A 19402-nucleotide genomic window follows, 5' to 3' on the forward strand; every position below is an offset into this window, starting at 1 on the left:
TGCTGAGCTGGCACTGGATCTTTCTCGTCAACCTGCCGATTGGCATCGCCGTCTACGCGCTGTGCGTCGCGCTCCTGCCGTCGGCACGCGGCCATGCTCATGGCGAACGGCTCGACGTGGCCGGCGCAGTGACGGTGACGGCTTCGCTGATGCTCGCCGTGTACGCAGTCGTGAACGGCAATGAAGCCGGCTGGACCTCGGCGCAAACCTTGGGCCTGCTGTTCGCCGCGCTCGCTCTGTTGGCCGTGTTTCTCGTTATCGAAGCGCGCGTGCAGCATCCGTTGATGCCGCTCGGTCTGTTCCGTTTGCGCAATGTCGCGACCGCCAACGTGGTCGGCGTACTGTGGGCGGCGGCGATGTTCGCGTGGTTCTTTATCTCCGCGTTGTATCTGCAGCGGGTGCTCGGATACCGGCCCTTGCAGGTCGGGCTCGCGTTTTTGCCGGCCAACCTGATCATGGCGTTCTTTTCGTTGGGCCTGTCGGCGCGCGTGGTGATGCGCTTCGGTCTGCGCATTCCGCTTGCCGTCGGGCTGCTCGTCGCGGCGTGTGGCCTCGCGCTGTTCGCACGCGCTCCGGTCAACGGCAGCTTCGTGCTCGACGTGCTGCCCGGCATGATGCTGCTTGGTTTCGGCGCGGGCATCGCGTTCAATCCCGTGCTGCTGGCTGCCATGAGCGACGTCGATCCGAGCGATTCGGGCCTCGCGTCCGGTATCGTCAATACGTCGTTCATGATGGGTGGCGCACTCGGTCTCGCGGTGCTCGCAAGTCTCGCTGCCGCGCGCAGCGACGCGATGCAAGCTTCTGAAAGCGCCACGGCGGCGCTCAATAGCGGCTATCACGTGGCGTTTCTGTTCGGTGCGATCTTCGCGGCGGCGGCGGGTGTGCTGGGCGGTTTGTTGTTGCGTCCGGGGCAGCCAGGCGGCGCTCACGCGGATGCGCACGGTCACGGCGAATCCACGGCAGCGCAGCCGCATGGCGCAGGTAATGCGGCAACAGAAAACTACTGACCGGCTCCCACCTGAAACCAGGCCGATCGCGGTCAATCAAGCCCAACTGCAAAACCGCAAGCGCGATCAAATGCGCCGGATCGCGCCTGGCTATGCTGGCTTCATGCATACATGAGAGCCGATATGAACCCCGTCGGAAAAGCACTCTGGTTTATCGAAAGCCATTTTGCCCGCGAGCTGACGCTCGACGACATCGCCAACTGCGGATGTGTGTCGCGCTTTCACCTGGCGCGTGCTTTCGAAGCGGCCACTGGGCTTTCGGTGATGCGCTATGTTCGCGCGCGCCGCTTGAGCGAAGCGGCACGGCGCCTCGCCGACGGCGCCCCCGACATCCTGGCGGTCGCCATCGACGCCGGTTACGGTTCTCACGAAGCATTCACGCGCGCGTTTCGCGAGCAATTCGGACTCACACCCGAAGCGCTGCGCGCGCGTGGTCACCTCGACAACATTGCCATCGTGGAGCCGATCAAAATGGACGAAACCCTTCTCACGCATCTCGAACCGCCGCGTTTCGAAGACGGCAAACCGTTTCTCGTCGCGGGCCTAAGCGAGCGCTGCACAAGCGCAACCTGCGCCGCGATTCCTTCGCAGTGGCAGCGCTTTGGCGACTACTTCGGCAAAGTGCCGGGCCAGGTCGGCAACGTGGCGTATGGCGTCAGCTACAACGCCGACGACGCCGGCAATATGGACTATATGTGCGGCGTCGAAGTCAGCGACTTCTCGGCATTGCCTACCGAACTCAGCCGCTTGCGCATTTCCCCGCAGCGCTACGCGGTGTTCAGCCACCGCGAGCATATCTCGACCGTGCGGCGCACCTGGAACACGATCTGGAATCAGTGGCTGCCGGCATCGGGACATATTCCCGCCGATGCGCCGAACTTCGAGCGCTATGACGAGAAGTTCGATCCGGTCAGCGGCATGGGTGGGCTCGAGATCTGGCTGCCGTTGAAGGCTTGATTGGAGGGGTGGCCGGCTCGCCCGGCCGCCGGCCCGATCGTCGGCGCAATGGTCTCCGTGTTGGGGCTGACGCGCCGCCCTGCCGCCGCGCTTGCTCACGGAATGCCCTGGCGGCCTCACGAGAGGCCTGAGCGGCGAGTCGTTGCTGGCGTCCCAACGATTCGGGCGTACCGCCCTACCACTCGCCGCCCTTTCTCGATCGCCTAGTTTTGCGCGACAACCGGTTGCTGCGCAGCGTCGGCTTTAGACGCCGCAGCACTTTCCGATGCGGGGCTTTTGCGCTGTGGGGCGTTTGCGGTGGCGACAGGTCCTCTCCCTCTCTGCGATGCCTCTGCAAGCAGGCTCGCCGCACGGCGATGGCCTGTGCGCTAACTGCCGCCGACCGGACGTTCGCCATGCCGCGGCACCGAACGTCCGATTCCAACTTCAGCGAATGTGTACTTTCGACCCGTTTCTGCCGGTCGAGCCGTCAGAGGTTCAACGGCCGGTATCAAACGTCGAGCAGTCGCACGGTACGATCACTCACGGACAATAGGTCTGCCTACGCATTCCGGGCGGGCGTCGGCCCTTGTGACGACTTCCGCTGTCAAGCGGGCCGCCGCGACTGTCAATGCCGCACTTGCACGTCCTCGCCGCGAACGAGCTCGCTCAGGGTTTCAAGGTGCTTCTCCGCGTACGGGCACCCCGCCATCGTGGTCGGGCAAGCGGGCTATGTCCTTGACATCAAAGCGAAGCGCACTCGGGAAGCCCGGCAGTGACATGCAGTGAAACCTTTGAGAATCGGCGGCATGCGAACGATGCCACGGATACCGACGCATCGGTTGCATCAATCCCCCGAGAGTTGTGCCTAATCCTGCAAACGGACACACAGGCGAATCTATCTGGGGCTACCATGGGAGGACTGGTACACATCCCGGATCGGTTTCGTTGCCCACCATGAGATTCCATGCCTTCAAGGAAATTTCCCAGCTGGTCGCCCGTCATGCAAAAGACGAAGGTGCCAACGTCACGGCTGTCGATAGCCTGTTAGTAGGGCGGCATACTTCCCGTTCGTTGTTGATCCATTGTGCGCAATCCCCGACGTTCGCGATGGTGGTACAGGGCAGAATGAGCATCGAACTCGGTGGACAGGTTCAACATTACGGTGTCGGCGACTACCTGTTTGTGTCGTTCGATGTTCCCGTGGCATTTCAGGTTATAGAGGCTAGCGCAGAACAGCCGTGTCTTGGACTAGGTATGGCGATTTCCCCGGAGCGTCTACACGAAGTGCTCGCGCGGGTGGACTTGCCGCCCCCCCCCACGGCAACCGAAGGTGCATGCAGTGTCATTGTCGCCCGTGCGAGCCTCGACTTGCTGGATGCGACGCTTCGCCTGTTACGCCTGCTGGATGCTCCTGGCGACATCCGGCCGATGGCGCCCCTTATCGAGCAGGAGATCATTTACCGGCTTTTATCCGGGCCGCATGGCGGACGCCTGCTGCAACTGGCCGTCGCTGACAGTCCAGCCAACGGCGTAGCCAAGGCGATCGCCTGGCTGCGCAAGCACTACGAGCAACCGCTGCGGATCACGGACCTTGCCGACCATGTCGGGATGAGCGAGTCCTCATTGCATCATCATTTCAAGGCAATCACCCGCCTTACGCCGATGCAGTACCAGAAGCAACTCCGACTTTACGAGGCACGTCGGCTAATACAGATCGAGCGTCGGAACATCGGCAGCGCCGGCTATGCAGTCGGTTATCAGAGCCGCTCGCAGTTCAGTCGCGAATACAGCCGGCTATACGGGGTATCGCCACAGCAGCACATGAATGGCAGCACTCATGCATGAACGGAGGTAGCTCTCACCGATCCCAACATGTCCGCGGGAACTCTTTCAGGTTCGAGCACGGCCCTCCTAACAAGCTGGAGCCTTTTGCCGATCGCACAGCGGTCGGCATTTTTTTGTTCCGAACGCGCGGATATCGTGCGTCAGCTATCGTCAGACACGCGCTCGTCAGACCGGGCGGTCGCAGCCACCTCTTGCCATTCCGTGCACTAAATGCGGTGCGCAACAAACGAAGCTTTCGATATCCGACATCCCAGCCTCTCGGTAAGCACGGGTGTAGCGGCTCATGAACCACTCATGACAGACGACGTCGAGCCGCCCGTCAAGTCAAAGCTCGAAAACGCGCTCGAGGAAAAGCACAGTCAGCACGACGTTCCCGTCGGATGAGCCCGCGGCGTGGAATTCGGAAGGAACCAAGGGCGGTCCGGTCGGTGAGCCGATTGTAGCCCGCACAGATGCAGCGGGTTGAAGATCTTCCTACACGTCGTGATGGTGAGGCATGCGAACGAGGTCGATAGCCTCTCTCAATGTCGTAGCGCTTACATCATTTTTCTTCGTCACGATGCGGGGCAGCGCAAAGTAGGTGCGACGCACCGGATCACAATACTCTTCATGAGCCTGCTCACTTAGCCAGTCGAGCCGTTCGCTGTCCGCATTACTGGCATGCGCCTCAAATAGGTGCCTGCGAAGGAGTCCAATCTCGCTGGCCGCTTGCCGAAGGGTATCAGCCGCCTCACCCTTCATGGCTTCCGCCAGCTTTCTTAGCTGTTCAAGGTCGACAGGCATATCAGGCTAATTTCTACGCTTTCTGGCCAGGAGGCAAAACCGTTGTGTTTCGCATGAAAACGCCGCTCCGGTTCATCGTCATCCCGTTTCCGTCCTGACCGCCCTTCGCAGACTGTCTTCGTGTCGGATGAAGCCATCCTCATCGGAGAGTTCGTCGTGCGTTACGCCATCCTGACCGGCGCCCGCCAGGACGCCGGGTTGGTCCAGAAGGCGCCGCGCAGGCGATCGCTGCCAGGCTGTGCCGGCGGTTTGGCGGCGGTGGCGCCGATGCTGCCGCGCGGCGAAATTTCGCGGCCGCTCGAGTTGAGACGCCTGATTATTTCGGCGAGCGTGCCATCCGCCTGCCACTCGTCAAAGCGGCGCCTGCATGTAGGCGGCGACGGGTAGCGGCCCGGCAGCCTGGACCAGCCTTCGCCGGTCGAGAGCACCCATAGCACCGCATTGAGAACTGCACGCGTTTCCGCGCGCGGCCGGCCGCGCCGCTCGCTCCGCGCGGGCTTCGCACGGAACAACGCTTCGACCAGTTCCCACTCGCTGTCTCCCAAATCGTCGGCCAGCATCATACTTCACCTCAACAAAGCTAACTCCGGTGTGCCGACCCGCAGCGCGCTCTTCTCGTCCACAGTGCTTCGGGTTGCCTTGACGATAGTCCACCGCGACCTCGAACACCCTCTTCGATCAAGCCCAGATACCCGCTACAGCCTAATCAGGCCGTAAGAAGACGATGCCACGGATGGCGACGCATCGGTTACATCAATTCGCCGAAAGTTGTGCCTGATCCTGCAAACGGATGCACATGCCGATCCATCTGCAGCTACCATTGTGAGGACTGGCACAACTCCCAAATCGGCTTCGTTGACCACCATGAGTACCCCTATCTTCAGGGAAATTGCCCGGCTGGTCGCCCCTTTGAATAGACGAACGGTGGATTGGATGAGAAAAGCTCGTGCAAGGGGCTCGCAGCAAAGTGGAGGAGGACGAATCGATGCTGCGATCCGAACGCTTCTGAGACTTGCGGTTGTGACGGCAATCATTGTCGTAATTGGTTTGCTCGGGATAACGCTTGTCGCGCTGTGTGACGAGGACTGCGAAGTCAATTGGTCAAGCGTTTGTGTCCCATAGCAATCGACGCGCTCGCCTTCGTCCTTTTCGAGGTCAACAGACACCTTTTCTTTTCCGGCGTACATGCAATGCGTGTGAGCTTCTTCATGCAGCATGAAGACATAGTAGGAGACGTGTATTGCACCGCCTGCGAGTTGGGCCTGCGACCGTCGATGCCCGGATCGATGTCCGCCATCACGCACTTCGAACTACCAATCGTCATGCCAATCGTCATTCGGCCACAGGTTCAGCATCACGACGAGCGCAACGACCGCTGCGGCGATGATCCCAATGCCCAACCAGATGACCCGCGTCAGGTCGAACAACAGCCCTTGGATGCAGATCGCCACGCCCGCCAGCGCAGCGAAAGTCGCAAGCGCTGCTAGCGCGATTCTCCATTCAGCTCGCACCATGACGCTCTCCCGAACGGCGCGTCGACTACGCGCCATTTGCCGCGGGTCTCCAACGCTTATCGAACGCCGCCGCACGTGAAAAAGTGCGCCACCACCTGCAGTGGTGGCGCCAAGGCACTTCGGCCCGGGGGGTGGCCGAAGGCGCGGGGATAACGTTCGTCGCAGGTAGCGATCGTTTGGAGCTCTGCGGGGTGACATCGTTAGCTCTCTGGTGCTGCCTGAGCAACGGGACCGAGCCGGATGTTGTCCCAGTCCTTCCATCGTAGCCGCAGATCGATCCGCTGATGTTTCTTTTGCAGGATCAGGCACAACTCTCGCGCGATTGCGGTAACCGATACGCGAGCACTGTGCCATCTTTCGTAAACGGTTGCTTCTCACAAAACCGTTGAATGTGCGATCGCCGGCAACGAGGTTCGGTCGAAGAGAGCAAGCCACCACAGCGCAAAGTCCAATGGGCTGTGCGACGCTTCGGTTAAGCGTACTGATCGCGACCTCAACGTGAACGGGAGCGAGAGATGACGACAAGTATTTTCGGCAGTGCATCGAAGTATCGACCAAAAATCCTGATAGCCTCGACATCGGCGACCAGGGAATCGTGCGACGGTCGCCTGACCGCACTTGCCACTAAGCGACTAGCAGCAGAGAATGCCGTGCTAACGGTATTGAACCTGACTGAATACCCATTGCCGCTCTATCCTGACCGTATCGACGTCCCTGACGACGTCCCCCTGGAGGCCCGATCTCTGCATAAACTGGCGCTCAGACAAAACGGTGTCCTATTGGTGACGACAGCTCGCCACGGCTACTTGCCGAAGTTACTGGTCAACGCCATCGCGTGGCTCGGCGCGATAGAGGCCGAACGACGACAGTCGCCAGAGCGACTCCGACCGGTATACGCATTGGCCGCCGTTTCGGCTGACGGGTTTGGCGTCGACGTCGCCGCACTTAAAATGCGTGTATCGATCGAGATAGACCTGAAGGTGGCGTTCCTTTCCACAGTCCTGGTACGGCACGCATGTCAAGCGTTCGACGAAGCCGGCGAACTGCGAGATGGCCGTACGGTAGCGGCGCTAGAACATCTTACGATGCAACTTGTCGCGGATTCGCAGTGCGACGCTGTCTCGGGCTGAGGCCCCACGGCGACGTTCAGATCGTGGCTTTCTCGCTCCAGGCTACCAGAGAGCCATGCTGGAGCCTGCCGGGCTGCCCGGAAGTTTTCGGGATCAACGAGGGCACAACTCCTCCGTTGTGTCGAACTGCTGCTGGTCATGTGCTGCTGCGGCGATACCCCGTATAGCCGGCTATATTCACGACCGAACTGCGAGCGGCTTTGATAGCCCACCGCATAGCCGGCGCTACCGATGTTCCGACGCTCGATCTCTATTAGCCGACGTGCTTCGTGCAGTCGGAGTTGCTTCTGGTACTGCATCGGCGTGAGGCCGGTGATTGCCTTGAAGTGGTGGTGCAATGAGGACTCGCTCATCCCGACCTGGTCGGCAAGTTCCGGGATGCGCAGTGGTTGCACGTAATGCCTGCGCAACCAGGCGATCGCCTTGGCTATCCCGTTGGCTGGACTGCCGGCCACGGCCAGTTGCAGCAGGCGTCCGCCATGCGGCCCGGATAAAAGCCGGTAAATGATCTCCTGCTCGATAAGGGGCGCCATCGGCCGGATGTCGCCAGGGGTATCCAGCAGGCGTAACAGGCGAAGCGTCGCATCCAGCAAGTCGAAGCTCGCGCTTGCGACAATGACACTGCATGCTCCTTCGGTTGCCGTGGGATCTGGGGGAATGTCCACCCTGGCGAGCACTTCATGTAGACGCTCCGGGGAAATCGACATACCTAGTCCAAGACAGGGCTGTTCCTCGCTAGCCTCTATAACCCGGAATGCCACCGGAACATCGAACGACACAAACAGATAGTCACCCCACCCGAAATTCTGGATCGTCCCACCAAGTTCGATGCTCATTCTGCCCTGTACCACCATCCCGAACATCGGCGATTGCGGGCAATGGATCGCGGGTGAACAGGATGTGTACCGCGCTATCACCAGGCTGTCGACAGGCGTGGCGTTCCGACCTTCGTCCTTCGCATGACGGGCGACCAGCCGGGCAATTTCCCTGAGGGTTTGGATACTCATGGTGGGCAACAATGCCGATCCGGAAGTTGTTCCACCCCATGGTAACGGCAGATAGAACCATTTGGGTGTCTGTTTGCAGGATCAGGCACAACTCTCGGGGGATTGATGTAACCGATGCATCGGTATCCGTGGCATCGTTTTCACGCGGTCGATTCTCACAGGTTTCGCTGCATCCCGCTGCCGCGCTTTCCGAGCGCTTCAGTTTCATTTTCCACGTCACGCCTTACGCACGTTATAGTCGATGACGCAAGAATCTGCTTCGCCCGGGCCGACAACCGGGTTTCCACCGCTGACAGGAAGCAAGCTGGTGATCGCAACCATCGTTGTTGCACTGGCCACGTTCATGTCCGCGCTCGATGTATCGATCGCCAACGTCGCGATACCGACGATCTCCGGCAACCTTGGGGTATCCGTCGATGAAGGCACGTGGGTCATTACGATCTTCGCCGCAGCCAATGCAGTCTCGATGCCGCTGACCGGCTGGTTCACGCAGCGCTTCGGGCAGGTCCGCCTTCTCGTCGGATCCATCCTGATGTTTGTACTGGCCTCGTGGCTTTGCGGGATCGCCCCCAGCCTGCCGTTCCTGCTCGGGGCGAGAGTCCTGCAGGGCGTGGTCGCTGGCCCATTGATTCCACTGTCCCAATCCGTTTTGCTGAGCTCATATCCCAAGGCCAAGGCTGGCCTGGCACTGGCCCTGTGGGCGATGACTGCAACGGTGGGGCCGATCGCCGGACCTATCCTGGGAGGATGGATCACGGACAACTACAGCTGGTCATGGATCTTCTACGTCAATATCCCGGTGGGGATCGCTGCCTCGGCTGTGACGTGGATCATCTATCGGCGCCGGGAAACGCCGACGAAAATACTTCCTATGGACGGGGTGGGACTGCTTCTGCTAGTGGCATGGATCGACCCGCGCACGGTGGCCACCGCGCCTTCATCGGATTTGCGGGTGTCTTTTTGATGTGGACGCAGTACGTGAGCAACGTGGACACGCTACACCTCGTGTTGCCGACCCTCCTGCAGGGTATTCCGACCGTGCTGTGGTTCGTCCCGCTCGTTTCCATCATCCTGTCCGGCCTTCCTCCCGAACGTATTCCTGCCGCAGCAGGCTTGTCGAATTTCATTCGCATTTTCTGTGGTGCCGTCGGGACTTCGATTTCCGGTACTGTGTGGAACAACCGGACGATCCTCCATCACAGCCGCCTTACCGAACAGGCAAGCGTCGCCAACCCTGTATTCAACAATGCCATTGAGTCCATGCAGCAGAGGCTGCACATCAATTTAGATTCTGCACTGGCGCTGTTTGACGTAGCCGTGACCAATCAGGCCGCCGTCATGGGGCTTGACGATTTCTTTTACATTTCGACGTTCATTTTCATCCTCATCATTCCGCTCGTATGGGTAACACGTCCTGTCACGGGAGGGGGTTCCGGCGCCGCGTCGGCAGCACATTAATAATGGAATCGGCTGTACTCAGAGGTGTCCGCCATAGCTGGCACAACCGCAACATGGACCACGTCGCTCGCATACTCATTTTTCGCATCGCCGCTCGGCCGTCAGCCCCTGGTTCACTCAACAGATCCGCTTCACATACCGCTACCGACGCTCACTGACCGCGCGTCCGAGCAAGGAGATTCACGATGAAAGCATTCCGTTTCGACAAGCTCGCCGGTCTGCACGATTTGACGCTACATGACGAGCACCAACCAGTTCCGCAGCGTGGCGAGGTACTCGTCAAGATCCGCGCGGTCTCGCTTAACCGACGCGATCTTCTGATCGCCGAGGGCGGATATCCGGGACCAGTTGCCGAAGGTCGCGTGCCGTGTAGCGACGCGGCGGGAGATGTGATTGCCGTCGGCGAAGGTGTCAGCGCCTTCCGAGCCGGGGATCGGGTGATCAGCACGTATCATCCTCGCTGGTTCGGCGGTCGTCCGCCAGCCACCGTCAGCAACGACACGTATGGCAACGGGGCCGACGGGTGGCTGATGGAATACAAGGCGGTGTCTCAGGAGGCCATCGTGCCGCTGCCATCCGGGCTGTCGTACCAGGAGGGATGTACGCTGCCGTGTGCGGCGGTGACCGCATGGAACGCGCTCTCGGGGCCTTCCCCGATTAGAGCAGGCGATACGGTGCTGACGCTCGGCAGCGGAGGTGTCTCAGTATTTGCCATTCAACTGGCCAAGGTCCTCGGCGCTACGGTCATTAGCACCACGTCGAGCGAACATAAAGGCGCACGACTCAGGCAGCTGGGCGCAGATCGAATCGTCAATTACTCGGACATTGAAGCGTGGGGACGTCACGTCAAGCAAGAATTGACGGACGGGTTGGGCGTCGACCGGGTGGTCGATGTGGTCGGCGCAGGCGCGCTATATCATTCGCTGACGGCCGTTCGTCGCGGCGGGGGAGTCGTACTGGTAGGGCAACTTTCGACTGCCGGTCCCGCTCTCGAGGCGGCGCAGATCACAGCAAGCGGAGCCACGCTCAGACCGGTTCGTGTGGGTGATCGAGCGCTGCTGGAGGAATTGCTTCGCGCCGTCGCTAACGCCCGGGTGAAACCCGTTATCAGTCAAGAGTTTGCATTCGCGGACAGCAGAGCGGCGATGGAAGCGCTTGGCTCGAGTGAACATGTGGGAAAGATTGTCATCGCTTTGCCCGATTAGCTCGTACGCCGTAGCCAGTCGACTGTGCGTCCACCGAGCGATGCACGGTTAGCGCGCCCGGCTTTGCGGTGCACCATAAAACGCCGGGCCTCAACCAGCAAATACGGATACCCCATCATTCCCGCTCGGGCCGTCTTTTGGCGCATACCGTCCGTTCAATGGTGAGGTGCATCGGCCGACGCCCGTGTTGTTCTCGCCACAGGCGATCTGTGATGGCAGCAGGCGCCTCCTCGACGAGGCCTCTGGTAAATTGCGGGACCTCTTCTAAGCTGATGCTTCAGACAGGCCTGCGCATCGTAAATTGCCTCAGCAGAGCTCTTCCACGATGATGGGCTTCGTGTTCTTGCGTTCTCGAGAACCACCCAAAAGAGGCAGTCGCTGGCCGGCTTGACGAGTTCCATCTGCTCGTCGCACAGACACGGAACGCCTGGGTAGTGCCGACCCTTGTAAACGAAATCGTGTGTTGTGTAGAAGAGCCTCACGTGACCTCCTTGCTGGCTAGCGCATCGAGGCAGACCTTCACCGACCGACGCATCCTCGAGGAGCGGCTTGCGCGCTGCGATCAGCGCATCGTCTCGGCGACCGGCATGCCCACGTCCTCGGTCGAGGACAGCTTTTCCGCTTCCGGCAGTTTCTGCGGCCAGCCGCCGGCCAGCGCCTGATAGAGCGCGACCGCGGCCGTGACGCTGCGCGTGCGGCTATCGGCCGCGGCATCCTGGGCGGAGAGCATTTGGCGTTCGGTGTCGAGAGTTTCGAACAGGCCTATGATCCCGGCCTGGTAGCGCACGCGGGCCAGCCGCGCCGCCTCCGCGCTGTCTCGCGCGGCGCGCTCGAGCTGCGCGTCCTCGCTGCGTGTGCGCGCGTCACGGATCAGCGCGTTCTCGGTGTCCTCCAGCGCGAGCAGCACGGTCTGCTGGTACTGCGCGAGCAGGCCGGCCGCATCGGCGCGGCTCGCGGCGATGCGCGCGCGCACGCGGCCGATGTCGAGAAAGGACCAGTCGACGCCGAGGAAGGCCGAATTCATGCCGGTACCGCCGTGAAACAGCGCGCCGGGTGTGAACGCCTGCGTGCCGATCAGCCCGCTTAAGGAAAACCTCGGGAACAGGTCGGCCGTGGCGACCCCGATCTGCGCTGTCGCCGAGTGCAATCGTTCTTCCGCCGCGGCGATGTCGGGACGGCGACGGATCAGGTCGGCCGGCGTGCCGGGATCGATGTCCGCGGGCAGGGCCGGCAGCGGCCTGGGCGCATCGAGTTCGGCGATCAGCGCCTCGGGCGGGCGGCCGGTCAGCACGGCGAGGCGATGCTCGGCCACCGCCACCTGTGCCTCGAGCGCGGGCGCGCGCGAGGAGGTGGTCTCGAACTGGGATCGCGCGAGCGCAAGCTCGTAGTCGGTGTCGCTGCCGGCTTTGTATCGCGCTTCGACGAGGTTCAATGTTTCGCGCTGGTTGTTGGCGTTCTCGCGCGCCACGCGCAAGCGCTCCTGCAGGCCGCGCAGTTGCACGTAGGTGCTCGCGGTCTCGCCGGCGATCGACACCTGCAAGGCGGCGAGATCGGCGCGGCTGGCCGCGGTGTCGGCGCGCGCCGACTCCACTTCGCGACGCACGCGGCCCCACAGATCGAGCTCCCAGCTCGCGTTGGCCTCGATCTCGTAGCTGCGGAACGAGCGCGGCGTACCGGGCACGGCCTGCAACTCGCTCAGCTTCTGATGCCCGCCCTGCGCGCTGGCGGTAATGGTCGGCACGTAGTCGAACCTGGCCTCGCGCAACAGCGCGTCGGCGCGATCGTAGTTCGCCAGCGCACTGCGCAGATCGTGGTTCGCGGCCAGCGCCTGTTCGACGAGTTGAGTCAACTGCGGATCGCCGAACGCCTGCCAGAACTGCATGTCGGCGGGGACCGGCGCAGCGATGCCGGCGGCGCTCGACGCGGACACGGCTTCCTTGCGCGCGAACCGCGCGGGCACAGGCAGGTCGGAGCGATGGTAATCGGGGCCGACCGCGCAGCCGGCCAAGGTCAGGCTGGCGGCGATCAGCAGGGACGGAGTTAACCTGCGCATGGCGTTTGCTTCTCCAGGGAAATCGTTTATCGGCCGCGCGGAACTGCGCGATCTGCTCGGCTTTTTCCGGATGCGCATCGAGACTGCGTTGCGCCCGGTGTCGTCAATGCCCATCCAGACCGACGCGGTAGCGACGCCGTGCTTGCCGGGCTTCAACCATGCGCCATGCTGCCCTCACCATGCTGGACCAGCTTGCGGCCGGACAGCTTGCGCAGGCCGACGTAGAACACCGGCGTGAGGAACAGGCCGAACAGGGTCACGCCGATCATCCCGGCGAACACGGTGACGCCGGTGGCCGAGCGCACCTCGGCGCCCGCGCCATGCGAGAGCACCAGCGGAACGGTGCCGGCGATGAAGGCCACCGAGGTCATCACGATCGGGCGAAGGCGCAGGCGGCAGGCTTCGAGCGCGGCTTCGACGATGCCCTTGCCCTGGAATTCCAGCTCTCGCGCGAATTCCACGATCAGGATCGCGTTCTTGCACGCCAGGCCCATCAGCACCACCAGGCCGACCTGCACGAAGGTGTTGTTGTCGCCGCCGAATAGCTTGACACCGGCCAGCGCCGAGAGCATGCACATCGGCACGATCAGGATCACCGCGAGCGGCAGCACCCAACTCTCGTACAGCGCGGCGAGTACGAGGAAAGCCAGCAGGATCGCGACCGGAAACACGAGTAACGAGGCCTTGCCCTGAGTGGCTTCCTGGAAACTCAGGTCGGTCCATTCGAAGCTCATGCCGTTCGGTAACACCTTTCCGGCAATCTCGGTGATCTTGTCCATCGCCTGTGCGGATGAGAGCAGAGCCGGGTTAGCCTCGCCGACGAAATCAGCGGCCGGATGACCGTTGTAGCGGATCACCGGATCGGGTCCGTAGCTCTGCTTGATGTTCACCATCGAGCCGATCGGCACCATCTCGCCCTGAGCGTTGCGTGTTTTCAGGTTGCCAATGTCTTCGACCTTTTTACGGTAGTCGCCCCCGGCCTGCGCATACACACGCCAGGTGCGGCCAAACAGATTGAAATCGTTGACATAGCTGGAACCGAGATAGACCTGCAAGGTCTCGAACAGGTCGCTTAGCGCCACGCCTTGTGTCTTGGCCTTGAGGCGGTCCACATTCACGTCGAGCTGCGGCACGTTGGACTGGTAGCCCGAAAACGGGAGGCCCATACCCGGCTGCTTCATGAGCGCGCCTTGCAGCGCGCCCACGCCTTGCTGCAACTCGCCGTAACCTCTTCCAGCACGATCTTCGACGAACAGCGAATAGCCGGCGCCGTTGCCGAGCCCTAGGATCGGCGGCGGCATCATGACAAACGCCATGCCTTCCTTGATCGTGCTGAGCTTGGCCTGGATCGCATCAGCGATCTGCTTGGCGCTAACGTGACGCTCGTCGAACTTCTTCAGAATCACGAACGCTATGGCGTAGTTGGGCGTGTTGGTGAACTGGGTTGGGTTGAGGCCAGCGAACGAAACCGTGTGGTCAACGCCTTCTGTCTCCAGGGCCATTTTGTCCATTCGCTTCACGACCGCGTCGGAGCGACTGATCGAAGCGCCATCCGGCAGTTTCACGCCAGCGATCAGGTAGAGCTTGTCCTGGGTCGGGATAAAGCCGCGCGGTACGTTGTTGAACATAAGGCCCGTGCCCACGAGTAGCACCGCGTAGACCGCGAACGCCGCGCCACGGCGCTTGAGGATGCGCGATACCGAACCCTGGTACTTGTCCGAACTCACCTTGAAGAAGCGGTTGAACGGGCCAAACACCCAGCCGAACGCGCGCTCAATTCCGCGAGAAACCGCGTCCTTGGGCGAGTCGTGCGCGTGTAGGAGCTTGGCCGCAAGCGCCGGCGACAAGGTCAACGAGTTAATCGCCGAGATCACTGTCGAGATCGCGATGGTCACCGCGAACTGCTTGTAGAAGGTACCAGTGACGCCGGTCAGGAAGGCCATCGGCACGAACACCGCGCAAAGCACCAGCGCAATGGCCACGATTGGTCCGGAAACCTCCCTCATAGCTTGATGCGCCGCTTCCAGCGGCGTGCGCCCTTCCTCGATATTTCGTTCGACGTTCTCGACCACGACGATCGCGTCGTCGACGACGATACCGATCGCCAGCACGAGGCCGAACAAGGTAAGTGTGTTGATCGAGAAACCGAGCACATACAGCACAGCGAAGGTGCCGACTACCGACACCGGCACCGCGATCAGCGGAATGATCGAGGCGCGCCAGGTCTGGAGGAACAGAATTACCACCAGCACGACTAATAGAATCGCCTCGCCCAGCGTGTGCGCCACGGCTTTGATCGAATCGCGCACGAAAATGGTGCTGTCGTAGTACGAATGGTAGGTCATGCCGGGCGGGAACTGCTTGGACAACTCGTCCATCTTCGCGATCACTGCATCGCGTACGGTCAACATGTTGGCTCCCGGCGCCTGAAACACGCCGATGGCCGTGGTATACCTGCCATCAACCGCGCCACGCAGGGTGTAGTCGCTAGAGCCAAGTTCGATGCGCGCTACGTCGGCGAGGCGGACGACCTCGCCGTTGGCGCCTGTCTTAAGCACAACGTTGCCGAACTCCTCGGGCGATTGCAAACGGCCCTGCGCATTGATGGCGATCATAAAATCACTACCGCCTTTAATGGGTTCAGCGCCAAGCTGACCCGCCGACACCTGGATGTTCTGATCCTGTATCGCGCGGACCACGTCGCCCGCGGTCATGCCTCGGGAGGCGACCTTGCTCGGATCGATCCAGACGCGCATCGCGTAGTCCCCGCCGCCGAACATGCGTATCTGGCCGACGCCGGGCAGGCGCGCGAGTTCGTCCTTGATCTTGATGTTGGCGTAGTTGCGCAGGTAAAGCGCATCGTAGCGGCCGTCCGGAGAGTACGGCGTGACCATGACGGCGAAGGTCGGCGACTGCTTCTGCGTGGTCACGCCGAGCGCGACCACTTCCGAAGGAAGACGCGACAGCGCCTGGGCCACGCGGTTCTGGACGTCGACCTGGGCCTGACTGGGATCGGTACCTGGCTCAAACGTGACCGTCATCTGCAAAACACCGTCTGAACCGGCCACCGATTTCATGTACATCATGTGGTCGGCACCGTTGATCTGCTCCTCCAGCGGCACCGAAACAGTTTCGGCAATCACCTTGGGATTGGCGCCGGGATAGGTTGCGGTCACAACCACGGTCGGCGGCACTACCTCGGGGTACTCGCTGATCGGCAGCAGTGGGATCGCGATCAAGCCGCCGACGAAGATTACGATCGAAAGCACCGCCGCGAAGATTGGGCGGTCGATAAAGAATTTGGAGATATTCATGTCGCGCTTTCCTTACTTCGCTGCGATCGAAGCTGGAGCTACCGCCGGCGCGCCCATGACCACCGTGCTGGCGTTCACTGGTGCGCCCGGAAAGAAAATCTTCTGCAGGCCGGCGACAATGACCCTATCATCCGGCGCGAGCCCGGACTGCACGATACGTAGACCATCGGCGAACCCGCCAAGCGTGACGTCCTTGCGCAGAGCCTCGTGCTTCGGGCCCACCACATAGACATACTTACGGTCCTGGTCGGTCATGATCGCCTTGTCGTCGATCAGCATCGCCCTGAACTCGGCGCTGCCCTCGAGCTGCACACGCGCGTACAGACCCGGGGTCAACGCGCGGTCTGGATTCGGCACCACCGCGCGCAGATTGATCGTGCCGGTGGCCGAGTCGACCTGGTTGTTGACGAAGTTGACCGTGCCGGAATACGGAAAGCCCGTTTCGTTGGCGAGGCCGATGCGCACCGGATTAGCCAAGTCTGGTCGCTGGCCTTTACGCGCGAGTGCCGCGTAGCGCAGGTAGGTCTGCTCGTCCGGTTGGAAGTACACATAGACCGGATTCTGCGAGACGACGCTGGTCAGCACGCTCTGGTCAGCCTGGGCCAGATTGCCGTCGGTCAGCATGGCGCGACTGACGCGCCCGGCGATCGGCGAGCGCACCTCGGTAAAGCCAAGATTGAGCTTCGTCGTGGCCAGCGCCGCCTCGGCCGCGCGCACGTCGGCGTCGGCCTGAGCGAGACCGGCGTGGCGCGTGTCGACGTCCTCGCGCGAAATCGCGTTGGCCGCGATCAGCGTCTGCGCGCGCTGATCCTGCGCACGCGCCAATTGAGCCGCCGCGCGCGCACGTTCGAGCTGCGCCGCCGCGCTGTCATAGGCGGCCTTGTACGGGCGTGGGTCGATCACGAACAGCAGATCGCCGGACTTGATCTCATCGCCTTCCTTGAATGCGATACGGTCGATGTAGCCGCTGACCCGCGCGCGCACCTCGACCGCGTCGATGGCGGCGATGCGGCCGGTGAACTCGTCCCACTGGCGCACGGGCTTGACCACGACCTGAGCCGCGCTAACCTCGGCCGGGGGCGGCGCCGCCGACTGCGCACTGCCCTTGCTGCACGCCGGGAGACCAGCGGTCAACGCTGCGGTGGCAAGCAAAGAAAATCCCGCGCGCAACAGCGCGCAATAACGCTCGGAGTAAGGCACAAGCATCTCCTTCCACTTGAAAACGGAGAAAAGTTCAACGCGCTTTAGCCCATCAAGTGGACCGCTCTTTACACGACGCACAGCCGAACTCAAATCGAAATGGAAATTACAAAATTAACTACCCACAATTTCCAACAACTCATCGGCGTGAAGCTTTGCCCAATCCAGCAGCATCAACGGTGCGCGACCTAGAATTCTTTTCGTATCGTCTGCAACGCTTCCGATGTAGGCCATTCTTCCGTTCTCAACGTCCCGGAAAAATTCGAACCCTCCCTTTGCATAGGCCGATTCGTACGTTGAAGCCGCTGGTATCACCATTTCCTTCAGAAAAAGCTCGTGATTACGAACCTCTGCTGTGAACTGATAACCAGTAGCCGCGGTTAGCGTTCCAGCCACCTGCTGCGGATCAAGTACATCTGCTGAAAACCAGTAGTCCTTTTCATGGTGTTTTTCCGGACCCTCCATAAGAATGGCTGCCGCCGCTTCCGCAACATCTTCCAAGGCTGTAAACCCAATGGGTTTGGAAGTGTATACGCGGCACCGACCACCTTCGACCCGCCACCCCGCTAGCAAATTCTGCATAAACATATTGGGATGCAAATTCGTCCACGCAACGCCACTATCGCGAAGATACGCTTCGATCAACTGATGCCAGGCAAAAACCGTCGCGTATGCGTCGTGCTCTCGTGTAAATACGCCCAGATGCACAATATGACTCACTCCGTTTCGCCTGGCCGCATCAATCAATGTTTTGCTCTGCACAAGCATGTCGACCGTATATCCATTTATAAGAAAAATCCCTGTGACATCTTTCAATGCCTCATCGAAAGTTCGTGGATCATCGAGATCGATATAGCGGGATGCGCCAAATTGGTCTGCGAGCGCGTCCAGATGTGCTTTTCTTCGCGTCCCCGCCGAAAATTGCGCACCGCTACTTCTTAAATTCTTAGCGACGAGCGTTCCTACTTGCCCCGTCGCGCCCAATACAAGCAGATTGTTTGAATTACTCATTTGAATCCCTCTCCTACAGTTTTTTGCTCCGCGAGTGATGAGCCATTTCAGCGAAGGTGGGGTACGTACGCTCGTCATGCATCAAGCGTACTGTCCCCGTCGCTCAAAAGTAATGGGCGACAGCGACCTAATAGCGGTCAGCGGTGGGTGCCCGGCTGACGGTTCGGGCGAAGCTGGCGAAGTGAAAGTTCGCTTCATTAACTATTCGTGTGAGCAGTGGTGTGGAAAATGGAACTGACGCGCTCGGAAAACGCGGCAGCGGGATGCAGTGAAACCTGTGCAAACTGCATGAGAACGATGCCACGATTGCCGACACATCGGTTACATCGATTCCCCGAGAGTTGTGCCTAATCCTGCATACGCAGGCACAGGGGGCGCTCTGCAGCTAACATGGAAAGAGTGAGGTTTCATCTGTATTTTCGCCTTCCCAAAGCCCCAAGTTAGCCAGCCGTCTCCTTCGCTTGCTGAGCGTTGAGCCGGTCCCGCAGGAACAGAGTCAGCGATACGAAGCCGAGCGACGAATGACAACTATTGCCGCTATAAAACGCCTCGATGGATTCAAAAAAATCCGCAGCAGCGTCCCGATGCAGGCGATACCTCGTGCCATGCTCCCGCTCGCTCTTCAGGCTGTTAAGGAAGGGTTCAGTCGGCGAATTACCCTAGCAATTTCCCCTACTGCTCATCGAGCGGCGTATGCCATAGATTGTGAGCTTGCGCTGGAGCCCATGACTCGCACCTTGACTACCATGGTCGAAGTGGTGCAACTCGCCAGGTGCGAGCCTGCGGCGAAACTGTTTCGGTACCGTGGACACTTCTTCTTTCCTTCCTTTGGGTCGACTTCATACACGACACGTTGGAAGGCGAAATCTCAGGGGTAGTTTCACCGCTAAACCTTATGAAAAGTGATCGGCGTACTCAGCATACCTAATCCTTTTG

General features: G+C 60.8%; 13 protein-coding genes and 1 pseudogene. 6 read left to right on the forward strand and 8 right to left on the reverse strand.

Annotation, left to right across the window (positions count from 1 at the left end; translation table 11 throughout):
* The 3 genes from GNZ13_RS04015 to GNZ13_RS04025 form a co-directional block, all read left to right on the forward strand.
* Positions 1-1007: MFS transporter (locus GNZ13_RS04015; protein WP_172160720.1), on the forward strand; the 1007-nt coding region annotated here is incomplete at its 5' end.
* A 123-nt stretch (positions 1008-1130) separates the two neighbouring features.
* Positions 1131-1964, forward strand: coding sequence for an AraC family transcriptional regulator (locus GNZ13_RS04020; RefSeq protein WP_172160722.1), 834 nt, complete (start codon positions 1131-1133; stop codon positions 1962-1964).
* 936 nt (positions 1965-2900) lie between these two features.
* Positions 2901-3791, forward strand: coding sequence for an AraC family transcriptional regulator (locus tag GNZ13_RS04025; protein ID WP_172160789.1), 891 nt, complete (start codon positions 2901-2903; stop codon positions 3789-3791).
* A gap of 474 nt (positions 3792-4265) precedes the next feature.
* Here the strand turns inward: GNZ13_RS04025 and GNZ13_RS04030 are convergent, their stop codons facing one another.
* The 3 genes from GNZ13_RS04030 to GNZ13_RS04040 all read right to left on the reverse strand — a co-directional run bounded on the left by GNZ13_RS04030 (position 4266) and on the right by GNZ13_RS04040 (position 6088).
* Positions 4266-4574 carry a hypothetical protein gene (locus GNZ13_RS04030; protein WP_172160724.1) on the reverse strand — a complete coding sequence of 103 codons (309 nt, stop codon included), beginning with the start codon at positions 4572-4574 and terminating at the stop codon, positions 4266-4268.
* A 161-nt stretch (positions 4575-4735) separates the two neighbouring features.
* Positions 4736-5137: a transposase gene (locus tag GNZ13_RS04035; RefSeq protein WP_172160726.1), complete on the reverse strand. Its 402-nt coding sequence runs from the start codon at positions 5135-5137 to the stop codon at positions 4736-4738.
* Between the two features lie 747 nt (positions 5138-5884).
* Entirely contained in the window at positions 5885-6088 is a 204-nt protein-coding gene (locus GNZ13_RS04040; RefSeq protein WP_172160728.1) for a DUF2964 family protein, read from the reverse strand.
* Positions 6089-6603: 515 nt separating this feature from the next.
* Here GNZ13_RS04040 and GNZ13_RS54135 point away from each other — a divergent pair.
* Positions 6604-7218, forward strand: coding sequence for an NADPH-dependent FMN reductase (locus GNZ13_RS54135; RefSeq protein ID WP_172160730.1), 615 nt, complete (start codon positions 6604-6606; stop codon positions 7216-7218).
* Here the strand turns inward: GNZ13_RS54135 and GNZ13_RS04050 are convergent.
* On the reverse strand, positions 7107-8237 hold the full coding sequence (locus GNZ13_RS04050) for an AraC family transcriptional regulator (RefSeq protein ID WP_216674704.1): 1131 nt from the start codon (positions 8235-8237) through the stop codon (positions 7107-7109). The genes GNZ13_RS54135 and GNZ13_RS04050 overlap by 112 nt on opposite strands.
* Positions 8238-8466: 229 nt before the next feature.
* Between GNZ13_RS04050 and GNZ13_RS04055 the strand changes: the two are divergent.
* Positions 8467-9683 (forward strand): annotated as a pseudogene (locus tag GNZ13_RS04055) (DHA2 family efflux MFS transporter permease subunit).
* Positions 9684-9868: 185 nt separating this feature from the next.
* On the forward strand, positions 9869-10888 hold the full coding sequence (locus GNZ13_RS04060) for a zinc-dependent alcohol dehydrogenase family protein (protein WP_172160732.1): 1020 nt from the start codon (positions 9869-9871) through the stop codon (positions 10886-10888).
* Positions 10889-11450: 562 nt separating this feature from the next.
* Here GNZ13_RS04060 and GNZ13_RS04065 read toward each other — a convergent pair.
* The 4 genes from GNZ13_RS04065 to GNZ13_RS04080 all read right to left on the reverse strand — a co-directional run bounded on the left by GNZ13_RS04065 (position 11451) and on the right by GNZ13_RS04080 (position 18466).
* Complete coding sequence (locus GNZ13_RS04065; RefSeq protein WP_172160793.1) at positions 11451-12941, reverse strand: efflux transporter outer membrane subunit; 1491 nt, start codon at positions 12939-12941, stop codon at positions 11451-11453.
* A gap of 152 nt (positions 12942-13093) precedes the next feature.
* Positions 13094-16255: an efflux RND transporter permease subunit gene (locus GNZ13_RS04070; RefSeq protein WP_172160734.1), complete on the reverse strand. Its 3162-nt coding sequence runs from the start codon at positions 16253-16255 to the stop codon at positions 13094-13096.
* A gap of 12 nt (positions 16256-16267) precedes the next feature.
* Positions 16268-17461 carry an efflux RND transporter periplasmic adaptor subunit gene (locus GNZ13_RS04075; RefSeq protein ID WP_172160736.1) on the reverse strand — a complete coding sequence of 398 codons (1194 nt, stop codon included), beginning with the start codon at positions 17459-17461 and terminating at the stop codon, positions 16268-16270.
* 108 nt (positions 17462-17569) lie between these two features.
* A complete protein-coding gene (locus tag GNZ13_RS04080) occupies positions 17570-18466 on the reverse strand; it encodes an NmrA family NAD(P)-binding protein (RefSeq protein WP_172160738.1) in 897 nt (298 codons plus the stop codon).
* Positions 18467-19402 lie beyond the last annotated feature (936 nt).

Source organism: Paraburkholderia elongata, from assembly GCF_013177735.1.
In the GTDB taxonomy this organism is placed as follows: domain Bacteria; phylum Pseudomonadota; class Gammaproteobacteria; order Burkholderiales; family Burkholderiaceae; genus Paraburkholderia; species Paraburkholderia elongata.